Origin of the sequence: Pseudomonas sp. MBLB4136, assembly GCF_051904765.1 — a bacterium.
In the GTDB taxonomy this organism is placed as follows: domain Bacteria; phylum Pseudomonadota; class Gammaproteobacteria; order Pseudomonadales; family Pseudomonadaceae; genus Aquipseudomonas.
Window position 1 is genome coordinate 3,706,135 of the sequence record NZ_CP196713.1, and the last position, 21,991, is coordinate 3,728,125.

A 21,991-nucleotide genomic window follows, 5' to 3' on the forward strand; every position below is an offset into this window, starting at 1 on the left:
TGAAGGTTATATTTCCGATGGACATGCAAGCCCGTATCCGCCAGCTGTTCCAAGCCAGCATCGAAACCAAGCAACAGGCCATGGAAGTGCTCGCACCGTTTATCGAGCAAGGCAGCCTGGTCATGGTTCAGGCACTGCTCAGCGAGGGCAAGATTCTCACCTGCGGCAACGGCGGCTCCGCCGGCGACGCCCAGCACTTCTCCTCCGAACTGCTCAACCGCTTCGAACGCGAACGCCCGAGCCTGCCGGCCATCGCCCTGACCACCGACAGCTCGACCATCACCTCGATCGCCAACGACTACAGCTACAACGAGGTGTTTTCCAAGCAGATCCGCGCACTCGGCCAGCCGGGCGACGTGCTCCTGGCCATTTCCACCAGCGGCAACTCGGCCAACGTGATCCAGGCCATCCAGGCCGCCCACGACCGCGAGATGACCGTGGTCGCCCTCACCGGCCGCGACGGCGGCGGCATGGCCTCGCTGCTGCTGCCCGAAGACGTGGAGATCCGTGTGCCCTCGAAGATCACCGCGCGCATCCAGGAAGTGCACCTGCTGGCCATCCACTGCCTGTGCGACCTTATCGACAGCCAACTTTTCGGGAGTGAAGAATGACCCGTTCACCACTGATCCTCGCCGCCCTGGCATTTACCCTGGTCCTGGCGGGCTGCGGCAGCCGCAGCATCGGCAACAAGATCGACGACCAGTTCATCGCCCCGGAGGTCGAGAGCAATATCGCCCGGGCCCACGTCGACCTGACCAGCCCGACTTCGCACATCGTCGTCACCAGCTACAACGGCGTGGTGCTGCTGGCCGGCCAGACCCCACGCAGCGACCTCAAGGCCATGGCCGAACAGGCCGCGCGCCGGGTGCGCAATGTGACCAAGGTGCACAACGAGTTGCAGGTGCTGCAGCCGACCAGCCTGCTGGCGCGCAGCAACGACTCCCTGCTGACCACCAAGATCAAGACCCAGATGCTCGCCGACGCCACCGTTCCCGGCTCGCGCATCAAGGTGATCACCGAGAACGGCATCGTCTACCTGCTCGGCCTGGTGTCGCGCCAGGAGGCCGCCCAGGCCACCAGCCTGGTGCAGAGCGTTGCCGGGGTGCAGAAGATCGTCAAACTGTTCCAGTACACCAACTGACAACACCACGACCAATAAAAAAGGCGATCCTCGGATCGCCTTTTTTATTTACTTCACCACCTTCAGGCTCGGGCGCCCGCTGGGTCGTGGCGGCTCGCCGTCCGGCGGCCCCTGGTCATCGGGCCCGTCGGCATCCTCATCGTCGGGCACCGGCGGCTCCAGATCGAACACCATGCCCTGACCGTTTTCCCGGGCATAGATGGCCAGCACGGCACCGGAGGGAATGTACAGGCTGTGCGCCACGCCGCCGAAACGCCCCTCGAAGCTCACCGCCTCGTTGTCCATATGCAGGTGGCGCACCGCGCCCGGCGAGACGTTCAGGACGATCTGCCCGTCGCTGGCAAAGCCGGCCGGCACCTGCACCCCGGCGAACTCGGCGTTGACCAACAGATGGGGCGTACAGTCGTTGTCGACGATCCACTCATAGAGGGCACGAACCAAATAGGGACGACTGGAGTTCATCGAAACCTCCTCAGGTATTAACGCATCTCGCGCTCGGCGGCAGACAGACTGGCCCGGAAGCCCTCGCGCGCGAACTGGCGGTCCATGTAATCGAGCAGCGGCTTGGCCGGCTTCGGCAGCTCGATGCCGAGCTGCGGCAGACGCCAGAGAATCGGCAGCAGGCAGCAGTCCACCAGGCTCATCTCCTCGCTAAGGAAATACGGCTTGTCGGCGAACAGCGGCGATACGCCGGTCAGGCTTTCACGCAACTCCTTGCGCGCCTGCACCCGGGCCGGCTCCTTGCTGCGCGGATCGAGAATCAGGTCTACCAGCGCGCACCAGTCGCGCTGAATGCGATGGATCAGCAGGCGGCTGTTGGCCCTGGCCACCGGGTAGACCGGCAGCAGCGGCGGATGAGGGTAGCGCTCATCCAGGTATTCCATCACCACCGTCGACTCGTACAACGCCAGATCGCGATCGACCAGGGTCGGCAGGCTGGCATAGGGGTTGACCTCCAGCAACTGAGGCGGACAACGACCCGGCTCGACACTGATGATTTCGGCGCTGACACCCTTCTCGGCGAGCACGATACGTACGCGGTGGGAATAGTGGTCGGCGGGGTCGGAGTAGCAGGCCAACCGGTTGGTCACGCCCATGGCGATCCTCCTCGCTTATAAGGTTATATGAAGCAGAAAGACCTGCGCGCCCGTAGGGGCGCGCAGGTCAACAGCGGAACGACAGCGGATTAATGCACGTCCTTCCAGTATTCACGTTTGAGCAGGTAGGCGAACACGAAGAAGAAGGCCAGGTACAACAGCACGTAGGTGCCGATGCGCTGACTCTCCAGCTTCACCGGATTGGCCGAGTAGGCCAGGAAGGTCACCAGGTTCTTGATCTTCTCATCGAACTGCTCTTCGCTCAGCTCGCCGGTTTTCGGCTCGACAGTCAGCTGGTCGCAGGCCTCGTGAGTGATCGGGGTGCCGGTCAGCGGGTCGAACTGCTTCTTGCCGTCCTCGACCACCTGCACCTGCTTGCAACCGATGTACTGGCGACCCTGCAGGCCCACCAGCACGTTCGGCATGCCGACGTTCGGGAAGACCTTGTTGTTCGCACCCAGCGGGCGGGACGGGTCTTCATAGAAAGTGCGCAGGTAGGTATACAGCCAGTCGGTGCCGCGGACGCGAGCGACCAGGGTCAGGTCCGGCGGGGTCGCACCGAACCAGGCCTTGGCGTCGTCGGGCTGCATGCCGATCTTCATGTGGTCGCCGATCTTGGCATCGTTGAATACCACATTCTCCAGCATCAGTTCATGGGGAATGCCCAAGTCATCGGCCACCCGCTCGTAACGCTGGAACTTGGCGGCATGGCAGCCCATGCAGTAGTTGGCGAAGGTACGCAGGCCATCCTGCATGGCGGCCTTGTCGGTCAGGTCGATGTCGACCTTGTCCAGTTCGTAGCCGCTACCCGCCGCGAAAGTAACGGCAGGCAGCACAGCAATCACAAATGCAGCAAAGAGCTTTTTCATCAGCCTGTCACCCTTTCCGGAACCGGTTTGGTTTTTTCCATCCTGGTGTAGAACGGCATCAGGATGAAGTACGCGAAGTACAGGAAGGTACAAACCTGCGACAGCAGCGTACGACCTGGAGTCGGCGCCAATACACCCAGCACGCCGAGGATGACGAAGGACACGCAGAACACCAGCAACCAGATCTTGCTCAGCCAACCCTTGTAGCGCATCGACTTGACCGGGCTGCGATCCAGCCAGGGCAGCACGAACAGCACGGCAATGGCCGCACCCATGGCGATGACGCCGAGCAGCTTGTCCGGCACCGCACGGAGAATCGCGTAGAACGGGGTGAAGTACCACACCGGCGCGATGTGCTCAGGGGTCTTGAACGGGTTGGCCTGCTCGAAGTTCGGTTTCTCGAGGAAATAGCCACCCATTTCCGGGAAGAAGAACACCACGAAACAGAAGATGAACAGGAAAACCACCACCCCGACGATGTCCTTGACGGTGTAGTACGGGTGGAACGCGATGCCGTCGAGCGGTACGCCGTTCTCATCTTTCTTCTTCTTGATATCGACGCCGTCCGGGTTGTTCGAACCGACTTCGTGCAGGGCCAGGATGTGCAGCACCACCAGGCCGAGGATCACGATCGGCAGGGCCACCACATGCAGAGCGAAGAAGCGGTTCAGGGTGATGCCGGAAATCAGGTAGTCACCACGGATCCACTGGGTCAGGTCATCGCCGATTACCGGGATGGCGCCGAACAGCGAGATGATCACCTGGGCGCCCCAGTAGGACATCTGCCCCCACGGCAGCAGGTAGCCCATGAAGGCTTCCGCCATCAGCAGCAGATAGATCAGCATGCCGAAGATCCACACCAGCTCGCGCGGCTTCTGGTAGGAGCCGTAGAGCAGTCCGCGGAACATGTGCAGATAGACCACGACGAAGAACGCCGAGGCGCCGGTGGAGTGCAGGTAGCGCAGAATCCAGCCGTACTCCACGTCACGCATGATGTACTCGACCGAGGCGAACGCCTCTTCGGCCGACGGCGTGAAGCTCATGGTCAGCCAGATACCGGTGACGATCTGATTGACCAGCACCAGCAGGGCCAGCGAGCCGAAGAAATAGAAGAAGTTGAAGTTCTTCGGCGCGTAGTACTTGCTCAGATGGTCTTCCCACATCTTGGTCGCGGGGAAGCGCGCATCCACCCATTCCATGAACTTGCTCATCATGCTTGCTCCTGATCCACACCGATGACGATCACGTCATCCGACTCGTACATGTGCGGCGGCACCGGCAGGTTCAAAGGCGCTGGCTGGGCCTTGTAGACACGGCCGGCGAGGTCGTAGCGAGAGCCGTGGCACGGGCAGAAGTAGCCCCCCACCCACTCGGCACCGAGATCCGCCGGGGCAACCTCCGGACGGAAGGACGGCGAACAGCCAAGGTGAGTGCACAAGCCGACCAGCAGCAGCACTTCCGGCTTGATCGAGCGAGTCTTCGGGTCGACATAGGCCGGCTGCACCGAGGCCTGGGAATCGACGTCAGCCAGACGCTCTTCGATCTTGCTCAGGTTGCCCAGAATCTCCTCGGTACGGCGCACGATGAAAACCGGCTGCCCCCGCCACTCGGCAACCATCTGCTGGCCCGGCTCGATCTTGCTGACGTTCACCTTTACAGGTGCACCGGCAGCTTTAGCCTTGGCGCTCGGGAACCATGACCCCACGAACGGGACCGCGGCACCCACCGCTCCAGCAGCACCCACCACAGAGGTGGCCGCCACCAAGAAGCGACGCCGGCCTGCATTCACGCCGTCATTGCTCATTCAGTCGTCTCCCATCAGCTTTGTGGCCTGTTGTTCAGGCCTCTACTAAGTAAAAATCGAGTCGCGCAAAAAATTCGCCAAATGGTAAAGAAAAGGCCCTTTTCTGACAAGGTAATTACCCCGCCAACACCCTTCCAACACCTTGCAGGACGCGGGCTCCAGCGCTGCGGCATGTTGTCGCAGAACAACCAAAGCCCCATAAAAAACGCCCAGCTCCGAAAGGAGACTGGGCGCTTTTGAACGCAGATAGCGAATTAACGCTTGGAGTACTGCGGACGCTTACGCGCCTTGCGCAGACCAACCTTCTTACGTTCAACTTCGCGAGCATCGCGAGTCACGAAACCGGCCTTACGCAGCGAGCTGCGCAGGGTTTCGTCGTACTGGATCAGAGCACGAGTGATACCGTGACGGATCGCACCAGCCTGACCGCTCACACCACCACCGATAACGGTGACGAAGATGTCGAACTTTTCGGTGGTCTCGGTCAGCTCCAGCGGCTGGCGAACTACCATGCGGGCAGTTTCACGACCGAAGAAGGTATCCAGAGTGCGATTGTTGATGGAGATGCTGCCAGTACCCGGACGCAGAAATACGCGAGCGGTTGCAGTCTTGCGACGGCCAGTGCCGTAGTTTTGAGTCGCCGACATAATGAACTATTCCGTTAAATCTTCAGTTCTTGGGGCTGCTGAGCAGTGTGCGGGTGGACGGCACCCTTGTACACCTTCAGCTTACGGTACATGTCGCGACCCAGCGGGTTCTTCGGCAGCATGCCTTTAACCGCGGTCTCGATCACACGCTCTGGCGCCTTGTCGATCAGCTTGTCGAAGCTGATGGACTTGATGCCGCCCGGGAAACCGGAGTGAGAGTAGTACATCTTGTCGGTGGTCTTGGCACCGGTAACACGTACCTGCTCGGCATTGATCACGACGATGTAGTCGCCGGTATCAACGTGCGGGGTGTACTCGGGCTTGTGCTTGCCACGCAGACGGCTGGCGATTTCGGTAGCCAGACGACCCAGGGTCTGACCAGCAGCGTCGACGACGAACCAGTCGCGCTTTACTGTTTCCGGTTTAGCAGTAAAAGTCTTCATTCTTTATAGCCTCAGGGGCCGCCCTGATAAATAAGACGGCGGATCTTACTGAATAGTGCGTACTTTGACAAGTCAAAGGCAGCCGAACACAGACGCTGTCGGGGGCTCGGGTCAGCGCGTCCGTAGCACGGCAAGATTCTTCGGCAGGCGGCGCATCACTTCCACTGCAGAAAGAGGTGCGCAATTATGCAGATTGCGCAAATAAATTCAACCTGCTTGTATGGTGCCCCTCGCAGAAGGAGCACAGCATGAATTATCGCCAGCTTGGTCGAACGGACATCGAAGTCAGCGCAATCTGCCTGGGCACCATGACCTGGGGCGAGCAGAACGACGCCCGCGAGGCCTTCGCCCAGATCGAGCGCGCCAAGACCTACGGGGTCAATTTCATCGACACCGCCGAGATGTACCCGGTGCCGCCACGGGCCGAGACCTACAGCAAGACCGAACAGATCATCGGCGACTACTTCCGCCGCCACGGTGATCGCGGCGACTGGGTGCTGGCCAGCAAGATCGCCGGCCCCGGCAACGGCATCGACTACATTCGCGACGGCCAGATCAGATTCAACCGCAGCCATATAGTCGCCGCCCTCGATGCCAGCCTCAAACGCCTGCAGACCGACTGGATCGACCTGTACCAGCTGCACTGGCCCGAGCGCCCGACCAACTTCTTCGGCCAGCTCGGCTACCGCCACCAGGACAGCCCGTTCACCCCGCTCGAGGACACCCTGGAAGCGCTCGACGAACAGGTCAAGGCCGGCAAGATCCGCCAGATCGGCCTGTCCAACGAAACGCCCTGGGGCACGATGAAGTTCCTGCAGCTGGCCGAGAGCCGCGGCTGGCCGCGCGTCGTGTCCATCCAGAACCCCTATAACCTGCTCAACCGCAGTTTCGAGGTCGGCCTGGCCGAAGTCGCCCTCCGCGAGCAATGCGGGCTGCTTGCCTACTCGCCCCTGGCCTTCGGCATGCTGTCGGGCAAGTACGAAAATGGCGCGCGCCCGGCCAACGCCAGGCTCAGCCTGTTCAGTCGCTTCTCGCGCTATACCAATGCCCAGGCCGAAAGCGCCTGTTCACGCTATGTCGCGCTGGCGCGCGAGCACGGGCTGGACCCGGCGCAGATGGCACTGGCCTTCGTCACTGGCCAGCCGTTCGTGACCAGCAATATCATCGGCGCGACCAACCTCGAGCAATTGGAAAGCGACCTGGCGAGCAGCGAGCTGACCCTCAGCGACGAGGTACTGGCCGGCATCGAAGCGATCCACAAGACCCAGCCGAACCCGGCCCCCTGACGCAAGCAGGCAAGCCGCGACAAAAAAGCCCGGCATGCGCCGGGCTATCTCGTGCAACATCCCGCGCTACAGTGAGCGGGCGATGATTTCCTTCATGATCTCGTTGGTGCCGGCGTAGATGCGCTGTACCCGCGCATCGGCCCAGGCCCGCGCCACCGCATACTCCCACATGAAGCCGTAGCCGCCATGTAGCTGCACGCACTCATCCAGCACCTTGCACTGCAGGTCGGTGCCCCAGTACTTGAGCATGGCCGCGGTCGGCACATCCAGCTTGCCCTGCAGGTGCAGCTCCAGGCAGCGATCGACGAACACCCGACCGACCTGGATCTCGGTGGCCATCTCGGCCAGCTTGAAGCGGGTGTTCTGGAAGTCCGCCACCGCCTTGCCGAACGCCTTGCGCTCGCGGGTATAGTCCAGGGTCCACTGCAACGCCGCCTCGGCTGAGGCCAGCGCGCTGACGCCGACCGTGAGCCGCTCCTGAGGCAGTTCCTGCATCAGGTAGGCGAAGCCCATGCCAGCCTGGCCTAGCAGGTTTTCCTTGGGTACCCGCACATCCTGGAAGAACAGCTCGGAGGTGTCCTGGGCCTTCATGCCGACCTTTTCCAGGCGCTTGCCCTTGGCGAAGCCGGGTGTATCGGCCTCCACCAGGAACAGACTGGTGCCCTTGGCGCCCGCCTTCGGATCGGTCTTGGCCACCACGATCACCAAGTCCGCCAGATAGCCGTTGGTGATGAAGGTCTTGGAGCCGTTGATCACATACTCGTCGCCATCCAGCGCCGCAGTGGTCTTCACTCCCTGCAGGTCGGAACCGGCGCCCGGCTCGGTCATGGCGATGGCGGTGACCAGCTCGCCCGACACCAGCCTCGGCAGGTACTTGTGCTTCAGCGCCTCGGAGCCGTAGTGCAGGATGTAGGGCGAGACTATGTCCGAATGCAGGGAAAAACCGATGCCGGTCAGGCCGAGCCGACCGATCTCCTCGATCACCACCGCGCTGTAGAGGAAGTCGGCGCCCATGCCGCCGTACTCCTCGGGGATGTGCGAACAGAGCAGCCCCGCCTCCCCCGCCTTGTTCCATAGCCGACGGTCGACGTGACCATCTTTCTCCCACTGCTGGTGGAAGGGCACCGCCTCCTGCTCGAGGAACTTGCGGACGCTGTCGCGGAACAGCTCATGGTCGGAGCTGAACAGGGTTCTGGGAATCATGGCGCACCTGGGTAACGGATCGGGTTGGGACAGCCTCGACTGTAGCCAAGCAAACGCTTGGTCGCACTGGACACAAGCGCCAAAAAATAAGACGATCCAGCCGCCTCCTGACCACTTAGCCACTAAAGCTCGCCACTATGCCGATCCAGCCCCCCGAGCCACTCAAGCGCGTCAGCATCCTCGCCACCGAGGGCGTCTTCGCCTCGACCCTGATGCAGGCCAAGGATTTCTTCCACATGGCCAGTCTGCGCTATGGCAAACAGCAGGGCCGCGGCCTGACGCCGTCCTTCGAGATCCATCTGGTCAGCCCGGACGGGCAACCGGTACGCAGCTTCAGCGACGTGCTGATCCCGGTGGACGGCGCCCTGGACGCCGCCGACGTGATCATCCTGCCGGCCTTCTGGGACGACTTCGACGCCCTCTGCCAACGTCACCCCCAGGTGCTCGACTGGCTCAAGGCACGCCACGCCGCGGGCAGCGCGATCTGCGGCGAAGCCACCGGGGTGTTCTGGATGGCCCAGGCCGGCCTGCTCGACGGCAAGGAGGCGACCACCTACTGGCGTTTCTTCAACGAGTTCGCCGAGCGCTTCCCCCGGGTGCAGCTCAATCAGGACAAGCACCTGTCCGATGCCGACAACCTGTACTGCGCCGGCGGCGTCACCTCCGCCTGCGACCTGTACATCTACCTGATCGAACGCTTCTGCGGCGCCGCCGTGGCCCAGGGCGTGGCGCGCGACATCCTCTACGAAGTGCAACGCAGCTACACCCCGGGACGCATCGGTTTCGGCGGCCAGAAACTGCACCACGACCTGACCATCCTGCAGATCCAGCAGTGGCTGGAAGAGCACTTCTGCGACAAGTTCCGCTTCGAGGATGTGGCCCGCGAGCACGGCATGAGCATCCGCAACTTCATGCGTCGCTTCCAGAGCGCGACCGGCGACAAGCCGCTGCACTACCTGCAACGCCTGCGCATCGAGACCGCCAAGGGGCTGCTCAGCGCCACGCGCAAGAGCATCAAGACCATCAGCTACGAAGTCGGCTACGACGACGCCAGCTTCTTCGCCCGGCTGTTCCGCCAGCACACGGAACTGTCGCCCAACCAGTACCGGCGGCAGTTTCAGCAGAAGGAAGGCCACGCCTAGGCCGGGATCGGGCGCGAGACGCCACCTACAGTCCCTGGCGACTAGGCGCGCAGCCGGGCGCAAGAAAAAGGGCCGCCAATCGGCAGCCCTTCAGGTCTCGCTGAGCGATTACGGCTTGTGCGGCCGCGAGAGAAACTCGTGGGACTGCATCTCCAGCAGGCGACTGAGGGTGCGCTGAAACTCGAAGGTCAGGCGGCCACCGGTGTAGAGATCCTTGAGCTCCACCTCGGCGGAGATGATCAGCTTGACGTTGCGGTCGTAGAACTCGTCCACCAGGTTGATGAAGCGCCGCGCCATGTCTTCCTTGGCCACGCTCATCTGCTCGACATTTGCCAGCAGCACGGCGTGGAAGATCTTGCCCAGCTCGATGTAGTCGTTCTGGCTGCGCGGGCCGTCGCACAGTTCGCGGAACTCGAACCAGGCCACGTCGTCACCGATCTTGCGCGCGGTGATGGCGCGATTCTCGATCATCAGCGGCTCGTTCTCCTGCACCGAACAGTGCTCGGGCAGCAGGCTGTTGAAGCTCTTCTCCAGGCTCAGCTCGGCCGCCGCATCCAGCGGCCAGTGGAACAGCTCGGCCTGCTCCAGGGCGCGCAGGCGGTAATCGACGCCGCTGTCTACGTTGACGATCTCCGTGTGCGCCTTGAGCAGGGCGATCGCCGGCAGGAAGCGGGCACGCTGCAAGCCGTCCTTGTACAGGCCGTCCGGCACGATGTTGGAGGTCGCGACCAGGCTCACGCCATTCTTGAACAGTTCATCGAGAAGGGTGGCGAGGATCATCGCGTCGGTGATGTCGGAGACGAAGAACTCGTCGAAGCAGATCACCCGCGCCTCGTCGGCGAAGCGCTTGCCGATGATGGTCAGCGGGTTCTTCTCGCCCTTGAGGGTCTTCATCTCCTCGTGCACGCGCTTCATGAAGCGGTGGAAGTGGGTGCGCATCTTCTGCTCGAACGGCAGTGCTTCGAAGAAGGTATCGACCAGGTAGGTCTTGCCGCGGCCGACGCCGCCCCAGAAATACAGGCCCTTTACCGGCCCCTGCGGCTTGCGCGCGAACAGCTTGCCGAACAGCCCCGGTTTGCTCGCCTGCCCCGCCACCAGGTCGTCGTACAGGCGCTGCAGGTGGCGCACCGCAGTTTCCTGGGCCGCGTCATGGAAGAATTCGGGGCGTTTGAGATCGGCCTGGTAGCGCTCTAGGGGTGTCATATTCGTTAGCTGGGCAACAAAAATGGGGTCGCCACTTTAGCGACGCCCTCCGCGCTTGGCAATCGAGACGCGACGGGCCGAGCGGCCAGCCTGGCCCGCCGCGCGCCCTCCGTACAATCCCCGCCGCTCTAGCCCGCCAGCTCGGCGATGGCGTCGCGCAGGCGCAGCATGGCGGCATCCAGTTCCTCCGGGTCGGCATAGGCCGGGCTGTCCGCCAGGCACTCGCCGTCCAGCCAGAGGGTGAACTGATCGCCCTCGTCCTCGCGCAGCTCCAGGGCGTCGGGGCCCTGGGCGATCAGGCGCTGGCTGATCGCGCCAACCAGCTTGGGATCGCCGAAGGGACGCGAGAGCAGCAACTCCTCGCCCTCGGCGGAGAGGAAGCGAAAGCGGAAGCTGCCATCCTGCTCGCGAAAGCTGACGAAGCGCGCGGTCTTGGCCGCCTTCTTCTTGCCCGCACCGGCAACCTGCACCTGCTCGCGGAACGAGCGCAGGCCAACCGCCTCGCGCAGCTCGCCGAGGAACGGCGTGGCGATGCGTCGCGCCTTGGCGGCGCCGGCCTGCAGCACGTCTTCCAGATCACCCGGCTTGGCGATCAGCGCCTGGTAACGCTCGCGGGCCTCGCCCAGCTCGCCATCGAGCAACTGGAACAGGCGCTGCTTGGCCTCGCCCCAGGCCAGCCCGTCGAGCAGCTCGGCGCGGAACTCGGCCTGCTGCGCCGGCGTGGAAAACGCCTGGTACAGGGTGAACAGGTGCGAATTGTCCGGATCCTTCGCCTCTCCGGGCAAGCGCGAGTCGGTGACGATGCGGGCGATGGCGTCCTTGAGCTGCTTGGCGCTGCCAAATAGCGGGATGGTGTTGTCGTAGCTCTTGCTCATCTTGCGCCCGTCGAGCCCCGGCAGGGTCGCCACGTCCTCCTCGATCACCGCCTCGGGCAGGGTGAACAGCTCCTTGCCCTGGCCGAACAGGTGATTGAAGCGCTGGGCGATATCGCGCGCCATCTCCACGTGCTGGATCTGGTCGCGCCCCACCGGCACCCTGTGGGCGTTGAACATCAGGATGTCCGCGGCCATCAGCACCGGGTAGCTGAACAGGCCCATGGTCACCCCGGCGTCCGGGTCTTCGCCGGCCTCGACGTTCTTGTCCACCGATGCCTTGTAGGCGTGCGCCCGGTTGAGCAGCCCCTTGCCGGCGACACAGGTGAGCAGCCAGCACAGCTCGGGAATTTCCGGAATGTCGGACTGGCGGTAGAAGGTCGCCCGGCTCACATCCAGGCCGCAGGCCAGCCAGGTGGCGGCGATCTCCAGGCGCGAACGCTGGATGCGCGCCGGGTCGTCGCACTTGATCAGCGCGTGGTAGTCGGCGAGGAAGTAGAAGGAGTCGACGTTGGCATCGCGACTGGCGACGATGGCCGGGCGAATGGCGCCGGCGTAGTTGCCCAGATGCGGTGTGCCGGTGGTGGTGATGCCGGTGAGGATACGAGTGGTCATGGCTTTCGCTTGTTGGAGTAGGCGCCCGTCAGGCGGCAATCGAAGGTCAGAGTCGCGGCAGCAGCAGATCCTTGAGATCGGTCAGCTTGCCGTGAAAAAAGTGCCCGCATTCTGCCACTTTCAGCAGCTCATGGGGACGCTGCAGCGCCGCCGACCAGTCATACACCGCCTGCGGCTCGATTACCTCGTCGCCTTCCGGCTGGATCAGCGTCAGCGCGCAGCGCTGGGCCGGCGGGTTCTCCGCGCTCAGCCGCTGTACCGCCGGCGCCACCATGAACAGATGCGCCGGCTCGATGCCCTGGGCCTCCAGCCGCCCTCCGAGGCTGGCGGCGACGAAGCCGCCGAAGGAGAAGCCGAGCAGGATCAACGGCAGCTGCGGGTGCTGAGCACGCAGCCAGTGCGCCGCCGCCTCGGCATCGTCGACCTCGCCACTGCCCATGTCGTGGCTGCCGGCGCTGGCGCCGACGCCGCGGTAGTTGAAGCGCAGGGTCGTCAGACCGGCATCGCGGGCGGTGCGCTGCAGGGTCGAGACCACCTTGTTGAGCATAGTGCCGCCCTGCACCGGATTGGGGTGGCAGATCAGCGCCACGCCGCGGGCTTCGGGCACAACCAGGGACAGGGCTTCCAGTTGGCCACAGGGGCCATCGATGAATACGGGGGTTTCGCGGATGAGCAACGGTTAACTCCGTGACCCCGGGCAGGGTCGACACGTCTAGCTGACAGCCTGCGCCGCACACATCTCGGCATTGCATTGCGGTATACAGCGCAGGTTCGAGCCGTTAACGTAAAGCAAAGCCGTTTAGAGAGGAAGGACTCGTGGAACAGACGCTCACAGCCTGGCTGGTACCGGCCCTCACCCTGGTAGCCGGCATTGCCATCGGTTTCCTGATCGCCCGCCTGGCCCCCAATGCGGTTCCGAACCGCACGCAGCGCCAGCTGGACGAAATGCAGAAACGCTTCGACGCTTACCAGAGCGAGGTGGTAACCCATTTCAACACCACCGCCAATCTGGTGAAGAAGCTCAGCCAGACCCAGCTGGACGTGCAGCAGCACCTGTCCGAAGGCGCCAACCGCCTGGCCCAGGATGAACTGACCCGTCAGCGCCTGCTGGCCACCCTGCATGCCAGCGAAGGCGGCGAGAAACGCGAACGCCTGAAGGCGCCTGCACCCCAGGAAATGCCCAAGGACTATGCGCCGAAAAGCGCCGATGTCCCGGGCATGCTCGACGAAAGCTACGGACTGAAGAGCAAGAAGTAATTCGACGACGGCCTCCCGCCGTCATCGCCACGGGCCCGCCCGACCAACAAAAAAGCCCCGCTCGAGAGCGGGGCTTTTTTGTTGCCGGTTACGCCTTAGATCAGCTCGCGCTCGCGCAGCAGCGACAGCACCTGCTTGACCGCCTCGTCCACCGATACGCTCTGCGTATCGATCACCAGGTCGGCATCCAGCGGCACATCGTAGGCGAAGGACTCGCCCGGAATGTTGTCGCCGGCGGCCGCATACAGGCCCTGGGGATCGCGCTCGCGGCAGACCTGCGGCGACGCCTGCACGTACACGGTGATCAGACGCTCGCGGCCGATCAGGGCCTTGGCCTGCTCGCGACCCAGGGCATCCGGGGCGACGAAGGCCGCCAGGGTCAGCAGGCCGGCCTCGTTGAACTGGCGCGCCACGTGGGCGGCGCGCAACCAGTTCTCGTTGCGGCCGGCGCGATCCTGGGGCAGGCCCTTGTTCAGGTCATGGCGCAGGTTCTGGCCATCGAGCACATAGACCGCGCGGCCCTGGTCGAACAGCTTGCGCTCGACCGCGTAGGCCAGGGTGCTCTTGCCGGCGCCGGACAGGCCGCTGAACAGCACGGTGGCCGGCTGCTGGCCGAAACGCACGGCGCGCTCCTCGGTGGCGACGTGGGCCAGCTTGCCGTGGTGACCGTCGGCGTAGCGCACCGCCAGCGGCTCGGCGATGATCATGCCGGCGCCGACCGTGCCATTGGTCAGGCGGTCGATGACGATGAACGCGCCGGTGGTGCGGTTGTAGTCATAGCCATCGAGGGCAATAGGCGCATCCAGGGCGATGGTGACCTTGCCGATCTCGTTGAGCTGCAGGCTGCTGGCCGCACCCTGCTCCAGGGTGTTCACATCGACCCGGTGCTTGAGGCTGGCGATGCTGCCCGGCACATAGCTGGTGGCGCGCTTGATGTCGTACTTCTTGCCCGGCAGCATCGGCTCCTCGCCCATCCACACCAGCATCGCATCGAAGCTGTCGCGGATCTGCGGGCGGTTGTCGGCATGCACCAGCATGTCGCCGCGCGATACATCGATCTCGTCTTCCAGGGTCAGGGTGATCGCCTGGCCCGGACCGGCCTGCTCCAGTTCGCCCTCGAACGTGACGATGGACTTGACCCGGCTGCCCTTGCCGGACGGCAGCACCACCACCTCGTCACCCTTGTGCACGATGCCGCTGGCCAGGGTGCCGGCGAAGCCGCGGAAGTTCAGGTTCGGACGGTTGACGTACTGCACCGGGAAGCGCATGTCGTCGAAATTGCGGTCGCCCGCTACCTCGACGGTCTCGAGGATCTCCATCAGCGACTGACCCTCGTACCAGGGCGAGCGCTCGGAGCGGTTCACCACGTTGTCGCCCTTGAGCGCGGACATCGGCACGAAGTGCAGGGTCGTCGGCTTCAGGTCGACTCGCTCGGCGAACTTCAGGTAGTCGGCTTTGATCTGCTCGAACACGCCCTGATCGAAGTCCTTCAGGTCCATCTTGTTGACCGCGACGACGATGTGCTTGATGCCCAGCAGCGAGGTGATGAAGCTGTGGCGCTTGGTCTGGGTCTGCACGCCGTAGCGCGCATCGACCAGGATGATCGCCAGGTCGCAGGTCGAGGCGCCGGTGGCCATGTTGCGGGTGTACTGCTCATGCCCGGGCGTGTCGGCGATGATGAACTTGCGCTTGGCGGTGCTGAAATAGCGGTACGCCACGTCGATGGTGATGCCCTGCTCGCGCTCGGCCTGGAGGCCGTCGACCAGCAGCGCCAGATCGACGTCCTCGCCGGTGGTGCCGACCTTCTTCGAGTCGCGAGTGATGGCTTCCAGATGATCCTCGTAGATCATCTTCGAGTCGTGCAGCAGGCGACCGATCAGGGTGCTCTTGCCGTCGTCGACGTTGCCGCAGGTGAGAAAGCGCAGCAACTCCTTGCGTTCGTGCTGGGCCAGGTAGGCGAGGATGTCCTCGCTGATCAAATCAGACTGATGACTCATGGTTCGGAATCCTTAGAAGTAGCCCTGGCGTTTTTTCTCTTCCATCGAGCCGGCGGCGTCGTGGTCGATGACCCGCCCCTGGCGCTCGGAGGTGCGGGTCAGGAGCATCTCCTGGATGATTTCCGGCAGGCTGGTGGCCGTGGACTCCACCGCCCCGGTGAGCGGGTAGCAGCCAAGCGTGCGGAAACGCACCATCTTCTTGGTGATGCGCGCCTTTTCCTCGTCCGACAGGTGCTCGAGGATGCGCTCGTCGTCGATCATGATCAGGGTGCCGTTCTTCTCGATCACCTCGCGCTCGGCGGCGAAGTACAGCGGCACGATCGGGATCTGCTCCAGGTAGATGTACTGCCAGATGTCCAGCTCGGTCCAGTTGGACAGCGGGAACACGCGGATCGACTCGCCCTTCTTGACCTTGCCGTTGTACACGTTCCACAGCTCGGGACGCTGGTTCTTCGGGTCCCAGCGGTGCTTGCTGTCGCGGAAGGAGTACACGCGCTCCTTGGCCCGCGACTTCTCTTCGTCGCGCCGCGCACCGCCGAAGGCGGCGTCGAAGCCGTACTTGTCCAGCGCCTGCTTGAGGCCCTCGGTCTTCATCACGTCGGTGTGCTTGGCACTGCCGTAGGTGAAGGGGTTCATGTCCTGGGCCACGCCATCGGGGTTGATGTGGGTGATCAGGTCCAGGCCCATTTCGTCGACCATCTTCGCGCGAAACTTGTACATCTCCTGGAATTTCCAGCGAGTGTCGACATGCAGGACGGGAAACGGCAGCTTGCCGGGAAAGAACGCCTTGCGTGCCAGGTGCAGCATCACGGCGGAGTCTTTACCGATGGAATAGAGCATCACCGGGTTGTCGAATTCGGCGGCCACTTCACGAATGATGTGGATACTTTCCGCCTCCAGCTGTTTGAGGTGCGTCAGTTTATCGAGCATGGCTACTCACGGATTGCAGTGTGATGAGGCCGACGGGCCAAGGACTAGGGCGCACTCTATCACGCCACAAGCTTCTATTGAGGCGAGCGGTTAGACCAAAAAAATCTAGCTTTATGCCGCCCGCGGCGGCTTGCCGGACGCTTGCAGCGCGCCCCCCCGCCTCGGCGGAACCAAGTTCAGACCGGATTGGGGCAGTCGATGAACAGGTGCTCGATGGCGAAGCGTCGCGCCAGATAGTCGCCCAGCGCCTGCACGCCGTAGCGCTCGGTGGCGTGGTGGCCGGCGGCGATGAAGCTGATGCCGTTCTCGCGGGCGCTGTGGAAGGTCTGCTCGGAGGCCTCGCCGGTGAGGTACAGATCGACGCCGGCGGCGATGGCCTGGTCGATATAGCCCTGACCGCCACCGGTGCACCAGCCGATGCGCCGAATCGGCCCCGGCCCCTCGACCAGCAGCGGCTCACGGCCGAGCACCTGTTGCACGCGGCGGGCAAAATCGCGCGGGCTCATGGGCTCGGCCAGCGAGCCGACCAGCCCGACGGTGCGCGGATTGTCCGGCTCCAGGGGCCCCTCGACGGTGATTTCCAGCTGCCGCGCCAGCTGCACGTTGTTGCCGACTTCCGGGTGCAGATCGAGCGGCAGGTGGTAGGCCAGCAGGCTGATGTCGTGGGCCAGCAGCGCCTTCAGGCGGCGCTGCTTCATCCCGGTGACGCAGGGATTCTCGCCCTTCCAGAAATAGCCGTGGTGCACCAGCAGCACGTCGGCCTCGGCCTCGACCGCGGCATCGACCAACGCCTGGCTGGCGGTCACGCCACTAACGATACGCCGCACCTGCGGCCGCCCCTCGACCTGCAGGCCATTGGGGCAGTAGTCGCTGATACGCGCCGCGCCCAGGTAGCGCTCGGCCTCATCCACCAGGGTGGTCAGGGCAATGGCCATGTCGATTCCTCTCCAACTGTTGCAGGGCGCTGCACTCTTGGCCGACGCCCCTCTATAATGGCGCACCTTAAAGGGGCTGCCCTGGCCCTAGCAACCCTCAGGATTTCATTGATGTTCAAGGCCTTGCGATTTCTTGGCTGGCCACTGCTGGTCGGCGTGCTGTTGGCGCTGCTGCTCATCCAACAGTTCCCCGATTGGGTCGGCCTGCCGCGCCAGGACGTGCAGCTGCGCCAGGCCCCCCTCTACAAACGCCTGCAACAGGGCCCGGTGTCCTACGCCGATGCGGTGAGCCAGGCGTCGCCGGCGGTGGCCAACCTCTACACCACCAAGTTCGCCAACAAGCCGAGCCACCCGCTGTTCGAGGACCCACAGTTCCGCCGCTTCTTCGGCGACAACCTGCCCAAGCAGCGGCGCATGGAGTCGAGCCTGGGCTCGGCGGTGATCATGAGCCCGGAAGGTTACCTGCTGACCAACAACCACGTGGTCAGTGGCGCCGACCAGATCGTGGTGGCCCTGAAGGACGGCCGCGAGACCCTGGCACGGATCATCGGCAGCGACCCGGAGACCGACCTGGCGGTACTGAAGATCGACCTGGGCGGCCTGCCAGCCATCACCCTGGGCCGTTCGGACGACATCAAGATCGGCGACGTCAGCCTGGCCATCGGCAACCCCTTCGGCGTCGGCCAGACGGTGACCATGGGCATCATCAGCGCCACCGGGCGCAACCAGCTGGGCCTCAACACCTACGAGGACTTCATCCAGACCGACGCGGCGATCAACCCCGGCAACTCCGGCGGCGCGCTGATCGACGCCCAGGGCAACCTGGTCGGCATCAATACCGCGATCTTCTCCAAATCCGGCGGTTCCCAGGGCATCGGCTTCGCCATTCCGGTCAAGCTGGCCCTGGAGGTGATGCAGGCGATCATCGAGCACGGCCAGGTGATTCGCGGCTGGCTGGGCATCGAAGTGCAGCCGCTGACCCCCGAACTGGCCGAGTCCTTCGGCCTGGCCGGCCACCCCGGCATCGTCGTCGCCGGCATCTACCGCGGCGGCCCGGCGCAGAAGGCCGGGCTGCAGCCGGGCGACCTGATCCTCAGCATCGACGGCGAGCCGGCCAGCGACGGCCGCCGCTCGATGAACCAGGTGGCCCGCGCCAAGCCCGGCGAGTCCGTGCACATCGAGGTCATCCGCAACGCCGAGCTGTTGCGCCTGACCGCGCAGATCGGCGTTCGCCCGCCAGCCAACGGCAACTGAGGGTCGGCGTAGCGCGGCCATGAAAAAGCCGGAGCCGCCTGCGCGGTTCCGGCTTTTTCCATTCCAGCGGCGCTAGAGCGCGCCGAGCGCCTCCAGCAGCGCCTGATTCTGTTCCGGTGCGCCGATGGTGATGCGCAGGAACTGGGCGATCCGCGCCTGCTTGAAATGCCGCACGATCACCCCCTGCTCGCGCAGCCGCGCCGCCAGCTCGGCGGCATCGCGCTGCGGGTGGCGGGCGAAGACGAAGTTGGCGGCCGAGGGCAGCACCTCGAATCCCAGCTGTTGCAGCCCGGCCACCACCGCCTCGCGACTGTCGATCACCGCCGCGCAGGTCTGCTCAAAATACGGGCGATCCTCGAAGGCGGCCGCCGCGCCGACAATCGCCAGGCGGTCCAGCGGGTAGGAATTGAAGCTGTTCTTGATCCGCTCCAGCGCCTCGATCAGCTCGGCATGACCGACCGCCAGACCGACCCGCAGGCCGGCCAGGGAGCGCGACTTGGACAGGGTCTGGGTGACCAGCAGGTTGGGATAGCGGTCGACCAGGGCGATCGCCGTCTGGCCGCCGAAGTCGATATAGGCCTCGTCCACCAGCACCACCGAGTCCGGGTTGGCCTGCAGCAGGCGCTCGATCGCCTCCAGGGCCAGCAAGCAGCCGGTCGGCGCATTGGGATTGGGGAAGATGATGCCGCCGTTGGGCCGCGCATAATCCTCGACGCGGATCTGGAATTGCTCATCCAGCTCGATTGCCTCGTAAGCGATGCCGTAGAGCCCGCAATAGACCGGGTAGAAGCTGTAGGTGATGTCCGGGAACAGCAACGGCTTGCCATGCTGGAACAGGCCGTGGAAGGCGTGGGCCAGGACCTCGTCGGAACCGTTGCCGACGAACACCTGATTGGCCTGCACGCCGTAGTAGTCCGCCACCGCCTGCTTCAGGCGCTCGCCATTGGGGTCGGGATACAGGCGCAGGCTGTCGTTCAGCTCGGCCTGCATCGCCGCGATGGCCTTGGGCGACGGGCCGTAGGGATTCTCGTTGGTATTGAGCTTGACCAGCTTGGCCAGCTTGGGCTGCTCGCCCGGCACGTAGGGCACCAGGCCCTTGACGAAGGGGCTCCAGAACTTGCTCATCTGCCCTTCTCTCCTCGAATTGGTAGGGTGCGCCATGCGCACCGAAAAATCGAAAGGTGCGCACGGCGCACCCTACATTCACGGCTTGATGCGGTACTCGGCGCTGCGGGCATGGGCGGTCAGCGACTCGCCACGAGCCAGCACCGAGGCGGTCTTGCCCAGCTCCGACGCGCCCTCGGCCGAGCAGAAGATGATCGACGAACGCTTCTGGAAGTCATACACCCCCAGCGGCGAGGAGAAGCGCGCGGTACCGGAAGTCGGCAGCACGTGATTCGGCCCGGCGCAGTAGTCGCCCAGGGCCTCGGCGGTGTAGCGCCCCATGAAGATGGCGCCGGCGTGGCGGATCTGCGGCAGCCACTGCTCGGGATCGGCCACCGACAGCTCCAGGTGCTCCGGGGCGATGCGGTTGGCCACTTCGATGGCCTGGGCCATGTCGGCTACCTGGATCAGCGCACCGCGCCCCTCGATGGAGGTGCGGATGATCGCGCTGCGCTCCATCTGTGGCAGCAGCTTGGCGATACTCGCGGCCACCCGGTCGAGGAAGGCGGCATCCGGGCTGACCAGGATCGACTGGGCGTCCTCGTCGTGCTCGGCCTGGGAAAACAGGTCCATGGCGATCCAGTCCGGGTCGGTCTGGCCATCGCAGACCACCAGGATCTCCGAGGGCCCGGCGATCATGTCGATGCCGACCTTGCCGAACACGTGGCGCTTGGCGGTGGCCACATAGATGTTGCCCGGGCCGACGATCTTGTCCACCGGCGGCACGCTCTCGGTGCCATAGGCCAGGGCCGCCACGGCCTGGGCGCCGCCGATGGTGAAGACCCGGTCGACCCCGGCGATGCAGGCGGCCGCCAGGACCAGTTCGTTGATCTCGCCGCGCGGAGTCGGCACCACCATCACTACTTCCGGCACCCCGGCAACCTTGGCCGGGATGGCGTTCATCAGCACCGACGAGGGGTAGGACGCCTTGCCGCCCGGCACATAGAGGCCGGCGCGGTCCAGCGGGGTGACCTGCTGGCCGAGCACGGTGCCGTCGACCTCGGTGTAGCGCCAGGACTCCTGTTTCTGCCGCTCGTGATAGCCGCGCACCCGCTCGGCGGCCTTCTCCAGCGCCTCGCGCTGGGCCGCGCTGATGCGGGTCAGGGCCAGCTCCAGGCGCTCGCGCGGCAGGATCAGGTCGGCCATGCCGGCGACCTCCAGGCCATCGAAACGCTGGGTGTATTCGACCAAGGCGGCATCGCCGCGCGAACGCACCGCGTCGATGATCTCCAGCACGCGCTGGTTGACGCCATCGTCCGACACGCTTTCCCAGCTCAGCAGATGATCCAGGTGACGGGCGAAGTCCTGGTCAGCGGCATTGAGTCGACGGATGGCGGTGGGACTGGTCATAGCGGGCCTCATGATTGGCGAATGCTCGGGCGTCGCTAGGCTACCAAGCCCACCGTATGGACGCCCGAGAAAAATGGCTATGACACGGATAGGCGGACGCGGCCGATTGCCGCGTCAAAGGTATCAGTTGGGGTGTCGCGACTCGACCGCGTCGCGCAGGGTATCGATCAGCGCCTGGATGCGCGCGTGCTGCATCTTCATCGAAGCCTTGTTGACGATCAGCCGCGAGCTGATGGTGGCGATCAGCTCCTGGGCCTCCAGGCCGTTGGCTCGCAGGGTGTTGCCGGTATCGACCACGTCGATGATCTTGTCGGCCAGGCCGACCAGCGGCGCCAGCTCCATGGAGCCATACAGCTTGATCACCTCGACCTGGCGACCCTGTTCGGCGTAATAGCGCTTGGCCACGTTGACGAACTTGGTGGCCACCCGCAGGCGCCCCTTGGGCTCCGGCGCGCCGACCGCGCCGGCGGTCATCAGCTTGCACTTGGCGATGCGCAGGTCCAGGGGCTCGTAGAGGCCCTGGGCACCGTACTCCATCAGCACGTCCTTGCCGGCCACGCCGAGGTCGGCGGCGCCATGCTCGACATAGGTCGGCACGTCGGTCGCACGGACGATCAGCAGGCGCACATCGTCCTGGGTGGTGGGGATGATCAGCTTGCGGCTCTTATCCGGATTCTCGGTCGGCACGATGCCGGCTTCGGCGAGCAACGGCAGGGTGTCGTCGAGAATGCGACCCTTGGACAGTGCGATGGTGAGCATGACGCAAAATTCCTTTGGAACTG

Annotated in this window: 23 protein-coding genes; 6 read left to right on the plus strand and 17 right to left on the minus strand. The window is 64.2% G+C overall.

The window, feature by feature from the left end:
• Positions 1-17 precede the first annotated feature (17 nt).
• The gene (locus tag ACSX1D_RS16845; protein ID WP_439859599.1) at positions 18-611 is read left to right on the plus strand and encodes a phosphoheptose isomerase; all 594 of its coding nucleotides are present in this window, start codon (positions 18-20) and stop codon (positions 609-611) included.
• Positions 608-1,141 (plus strand): BON domain-containing protein, encoded by a 534-nt coding sequence (locus ACSX1D_RS16850; protein ID WP_439859600.1) that lies wholly within the window; start codon positions 608-610, stop codon positions 1,139-1,141. The genes ACSX1D_RS16845 and ACSX1D_RS16850 overlap by 4 nt, the downstream gene beginning before the upstream one ends.
• 48 nt (positions 1,142-1,189) lie before the next feature.
• Here ACSX1D_RS16850 and ACSX1D_RS16855 read toward each other — a convergent pair whose 3' ends face one another.
• The 7 genes from ACSX1D_RS16855 to rplM form a co-directional block, all read right to left on the minus strand.
• Positions 1,190-1,603, minus strand: coding sequence for a ClpXP protease specificity-enhancing factor (locus ACSX1D_RS16855; protein WP_439859601.1), 414 nt, complete (start codon positions 1,601-1,603; stop codon positions 1,190-1,192).
• Positions 1,604-1,620: 17 nt separating this feature from the next.
• Entirely contained in the window at positions 1,621-2,238 is a 618-nt protein-coding gene (locus tag ACSX1D_RS16860; protein ID WP_439859602.1) for a glutathione S-transferase N-terminal domain-containing protein, read from the minus strand.
• An 89-nt stretch (positions 2,239-2,327) separates the two neighbouring features.
• Entirely contained in the window at positions 2,328-3,107 is a 780-nt protein-coding gene (locus tag ACSX1D_RS16865; protein ID WP_439859603.1) for a cytochrome c1, read from the minus strand.
• Positions 3,107-4,318, minus strand: a complete 1,212-nt coding sequence (locus tag ACSX1D_RS16870) for a cytochrome b (RefSeq protein ID WP_439859604.1) — start codon at positions 4,316-4,318, stop codon at positions 3,107-3,109. Before ACSX1D_RS16870 ends, ACSX1D_RS16865 begins: the two co-directional genes overlap by 1 nt.
• On the minus strand, positions 4,318-4,911 hold the full coding sequence (gene petA, locus ACSX1D_RS16875; RefSeq protein WP_439859605.1) for a ubiquinol-cytochrome c reductase iron-sulfur subunit: 594 nt from the start codon (positions 4,909-4,911) through the stop codon (positions 4,318-4,320). Before petA ends, ACSX1D_RS16870 begins: the two co-directional genes overlap by 1 nt.
• A gap of 254 nt (positions 4,912-5,165) precedes the next feature.
• Complete coding sequence (gene rpsI, locus ACSX1D_RS16880; protein ID WP_213641191.1) at positions 5,166-5,558, minus strand: 30S ribosomal protein S9; 393 nt, start codon at positions 5,556-5,558, stop codon at positions 5,166-5,168.
• Positions 5,559-5,572: 14 nt separating this feature from the next.
• The gene (rplM, locus tag ACSX1D_RS16885) at positions 5,573-6,001 is read right to left on the minus strand and encodes a 50S ribosomal protein L13 (protein ID WP_369287333.1); all 429 of its coding nucleotides are present in this window, start codon (positions 5,999-6,001) and stop codon (positions 5,573-5,575) included.
• 248 nt (positions 6,002-6,249) lie between these two features.
• On the opposite strand from rplM, the gene ACSX1D_RS16890 reads away from it, so the two are divergent.
• Positions 6,250-7,287, plus strand: coding sequence for an NADP(H)-dependent aldo-keto reductase (locus tag ACSX1D_RS16890; protein WP_439859606.1), 1,038 nt, complete (start codon positions 6,250-6,252; stop codon positions 7,285-7,287).
• Positions 7,288-7,353: 66 nt separating this feature from the next.
• On the opposite strand, the gene ACSX1D_RS16895 is transcribed toward ACSX1D_RS16890, so the two are convergent.
• On the minus strand, positions 7,354-8,490 hold the full coding sequence (locus tag ACSX1D_RS16895; RefSeq protein WP_439859607.1) for an acyl-CoA dehydrogenase family protein: 1,137 nt from the start codon (positions 8,488-8,490) through the stop codon (positions 7,354-7,356).
• Between the two features lie 236 nt (positions 8,491-8,726).
• Between ACSX1D_RS16895 and ACSX1D_RS16900 the strand changes: the two genes are divergently transcribed.
• Positions 8,727-9,632, plus strand: coding sequence for a GlxA family transcriptional regulator (locus ACSX1D_RS16900; RefSeq protein WP_439862354.1), 906 nt, complete (start codon positions 8,727-8,729; stop codon positions 9,630-9,632).
• A gap of 108 nt (positions 9,633-9,740) precedes the next feature.
• On the opposite strand, the gene zapE is transcribed toward ACSX1D_RS16900, so the two are convergent.
• From zapE to ACSX1D_RS16915, 3 genes are all read right to left on the minus strand, one after another.
• Entirely contained in the window at positions 9,741-10,835 is a 1,095-nt protein-coding gene (gene zapE, locus ACSX1D_RS16905) for a cell division protein ZapE (RefSeq protein ID WP_439859608.1), read from the minus strand.
• A 128-nt stretch (positions 10,836-10,963) separates the two neighbouring features.
• Positions 10,964-12,322: a tryptophan--tRNA ligase gene (locus ACSX1D_RS16910; RefSeq protein ID WP_439859609.1), complete on the minus strand. Its 1,359-nt coding sequence runs from the start codon at positions 12,320-12,322 to the stop codon at positions 10,964-10,966.
• A gap of 46 nt (positions 12,323-12,368) precedes the next feature.
• Positions 12,369-12,998: an alpha/beta hydrolase gene (locus ACSX1D_RS16915; RefSeq protein WP_439859610.1), complete on the minus strand. Its 630-nt coding sequence runs from the start codon at positions 12,996-12,998 to the stop codon at positions 12,369-12,371.
• Between the two features lie 140 nt (positions 12,999-13,138).
• Here ACSX1D_RS16915 and ACSX1D_RS16920 point away from each other — a divergent pair, with 140 nt between their 5' ends.
• Positions 13,139-13,579, plus strand: a complete 441-nt coding sequence (locus ACSX1D_RS16920) for a YhcB family protein (RefSeq protein WP_439859611.1) — start codon at positions 13,139-13,141, stop codon at positions 13,577-13,579.
• Positions 13,580-13,674: 95 nt separating this feature from the next.
• Here the strand turns inward: ACSX1D_RS16920 and cysN are convergent, their stop codons facing one another.
• The 3 genes from cysN to ACSX1D_RS16935 form a co-directional block, all read right to left on the minus strand.
• Positions 13,675-15,576, minus strand: coding sequence for a sulfate adenylyltransferase subunit CysN (gene cysN / locus ACSX1D_RS16925; RefSeq protein ID WP_439859612.1), 1,902 nt, complete (start codon positions 15,574-15,576; stop codon positions 13,675-13,677).
• Positions 15,577-15,588: 12 nt separating this feature from the next.
• Entirely contained in the window at positions 15,589-16,506 is a 918-nt protein-coding gene (cysD, locus tag ACSX1D_RS16930; protein WP_439859613.1) for a sulfate adenylyltransferase subunit CysD, read from the minus strand.
• Positions 16,507-16,682: 176 nt separating this feature from the next.
• The gene (locus ACSX1D_RS16935; RefSeq protein WP_439859614.1) at positions 16,683-17,441 is read right to left on the minus strand and encodes a Nif3-like dinuclear metal center hexameric protein; all 759 of its coding nucleotides are present in this window, start codon (positions 17,439-17,441) and stop codon (positions 16,683-16,685) included.
• Between the two features lie 111 nt (positions 17,442-17,552).
• On the opposite strand from ACSX1D_RS16935, the gene algW reads away from it, so the two are divergent.
• A complete protein-coding gene (algW, locus tag ACSX1D_RS16940; protein WP_439859615.1) occupies positions 17,553-18,695 on the plus strand; it encodes a Do family serine endopeptidase AlgW in 1,143 nt (380 codons plus the stop codon).
• 72 nt (positions 18,696-18,767) lie between these two features.
• Here the strand turns inward: algW and hisC are convergent, their stop codons facing one another.
• The 3 genes from hisC to hisG form a co-directional block, all read right to left on the minus strand.
• On the minus strand, positions 18,768-19,820 hold the full coding sequence (gene hisC / locus ACSX1D_RS16945; protein ID WP_439859616.1) for a histidinol-phosphate transaminase: 1,053 nt from the start codon (positions 19,818-19,820) through the stop codon (positions 18,768-18,770).
• A 78-nt stretch (positions 19,821-19,898) separates the two neighbouring features.
• Positions 19,899-21,209, minus strand: coding sequence for a histidinol dehydrogenase (gene hisD / locus ACSX1D_RS16950; RefSeq protein WP_439859617.1), 1,311 nt, complete (start codon positions 21,207-21,209; stop codon positions 19,899-19,901).
• A 123-nt stretch (positions 21,210-21,332) separates the two neighbouring features.
• Positions 21,333-21,968, minus strand: a complete 636-nt coding sequence (hisG, locus tag ACSX1D_RS16955; protein WP_439859618.1) for an ATP phosphoribosyltransferase — start codon at positions 21,966-21,968, stop codon at positions 21,333-21,335.
• Between the last annotated feature and the right edge of the window lie 23 nt (positions 21,969-21,991).

What these genes read in the sequence shown, in the direction of transcription:
- ACSX1D_RS16935 (WP_439859614.1), bottom strand. Translation starts at nt 17,441, where the DNA reads ATGGCCATTGCCCTGACCACCCTGGTGGATGAGGCCGAGCGCTACCTG.
- ACSX1D_RS16890 (WP_439859606.1), top strand. Translation starts at nt 6,250, where the DNA reads ATGAATTATCGCCAGCTTGGTCGAACGGACATCGAAGTCAGCGCAATC.
- hisG (WP_439859618.1), bottom strand. Translation starts at nt 21,968, where the DNA reads ATGCTCACCATCGCACTGTCCAAGGGTCGCATTCTCGACGACACCCTG.
- ACSX1D_RS16855 (WP_439859601.1), bottom strand. Translation starts at nt 1,603, where the DNA reads ATGAACTCCAGTCGTCCCTATTTGGTTCGTGCCCTCTATGAGTGGATC.
- rplM (WP_369287333.1), bottom strand. Translation starts at nt 6,001, where the DNA reads ATGAAGACTTTTACTGCTAAACCGGAAACAGTAAAGCGCGACTGGTTC.
- hisC (WP_439859616.1), bottom strand. Translation starts at nt 19,820, where the DNA reads ATGAGCAAGTTCTGGAGCCCCTTCGTCAAGGGCCTGGTGCCCTACGTG.
- rpsI (WP_213641191.1), bottom strand. Translation starts at nt 5,558, where the DNA reads ATGTCGGCGACTCAAAACTACGGCACTGGCCGTCGCAAGACTGCAACC.
- ACSX1D_RS16845 (WP_439859599.1), top strand. Translation starts at nt 18, where the DNA reads ATGGACATGCAAGCCCGTATCCGCCAGCTGTTCCAAGCCAGCATCGAA.
- hisD (WP_439859617.1), bottom strand. Translation starts at nt 21,209, where the DNA reads ATGACCAGTCCCACCGCCATCCGTCGACTCAATGCCGCTGACCAGGAC.
- petA (WP_439859605.1), bottom strand. Translation starts at nt 4,911, where the DNA reads ATGAGCAATGACGGCGTGAATGCAGGCCGGCGTCGCTTCTTGGTGGCG.
- ACSX1D_RS16870 (WP_439859604.1), bottom strand. Translation starts at nt 4,318, where the DNA reads ATGAGCAAGTTCATGGAATGGGTGGATGCGCGCTTCCCCGCGACCAAG.
- ACSX1D_RS16895 (WP_439859607.1), bottom strand. Translation starts at nt 8,490, where the DNA reads ATGATTCCCAGAACCCTGTTCAGCTCCGACCATGAGCTGTTCCGCGAC.
- algW (WP_439859615.1), top strand. Translation starts at nt 17,553, where the DNA reads ATGTTCAAGGCCTTGCGATTTCTTGGCTGGCCACTGCTGGTCGGCGTG.
- ACSX1D_RS16900 (WP_439862354.1), top strand. Translation starts at nt 8,727, where the DNA reads ATGGCCAGTCTGCGCTATGGCAAACAGCAGGGCCGCGGCCTGACGCCG.
- zapE (WP_439859608.1), bottom strand. Translation starts at nt 10,835, where the DNA reads ATGACACCCCTAGAGCGCTACCAGGCCGATCTCAAACGCCCCGAATTC.
- cysN (WP_439859612.1), bottom strand. Translation starts at nt 15,576, where the DNA reads ATGAGTCATCAGTCTGATTTGATCAGCGAGGACATCCTCGCCTACCTG.
- cysD (WP_439859613.1), bottom strand. Translation starts at nt 16,506, where the DNA reads ATGCTCGATAAACTGACGCACCTCAAACAGCTGGAGGCGGAAAGTATC.
- ACSX1D_RS16860 (WP_439859602.1), bottom strand. Translation starts at nt 2,238, where the DNA reads ATGGGCGTGACCAACCGGTTGGCCTGCTACTCCGACCCCGCCGACCAC.
- ACSX1D_RS16850 (WP_439859600.1), top strand. Translation starts at nt 608, where the DNA reads ATGACCCGTTCACCACTGATCCTCGCCGCCCTGGCATTTACCCTGGTC.
- ACSX1D_RS16865 (WP_439859603.1), bottom strand. Translation starts at nt 3,107, where the DNA reads ATGAAAAAGCTCTTTGCTGCATTTGTGATTGCTGTGCTGCCTGCCGTT.
- ACSX1D_RS16910 (WP_439859609.1), bottom strand. Translation starts at nt 12,322, where the DNA reads ATGACCACTCGTATCCTCACCGGCATCACCACCACCGGCACACCGCAT.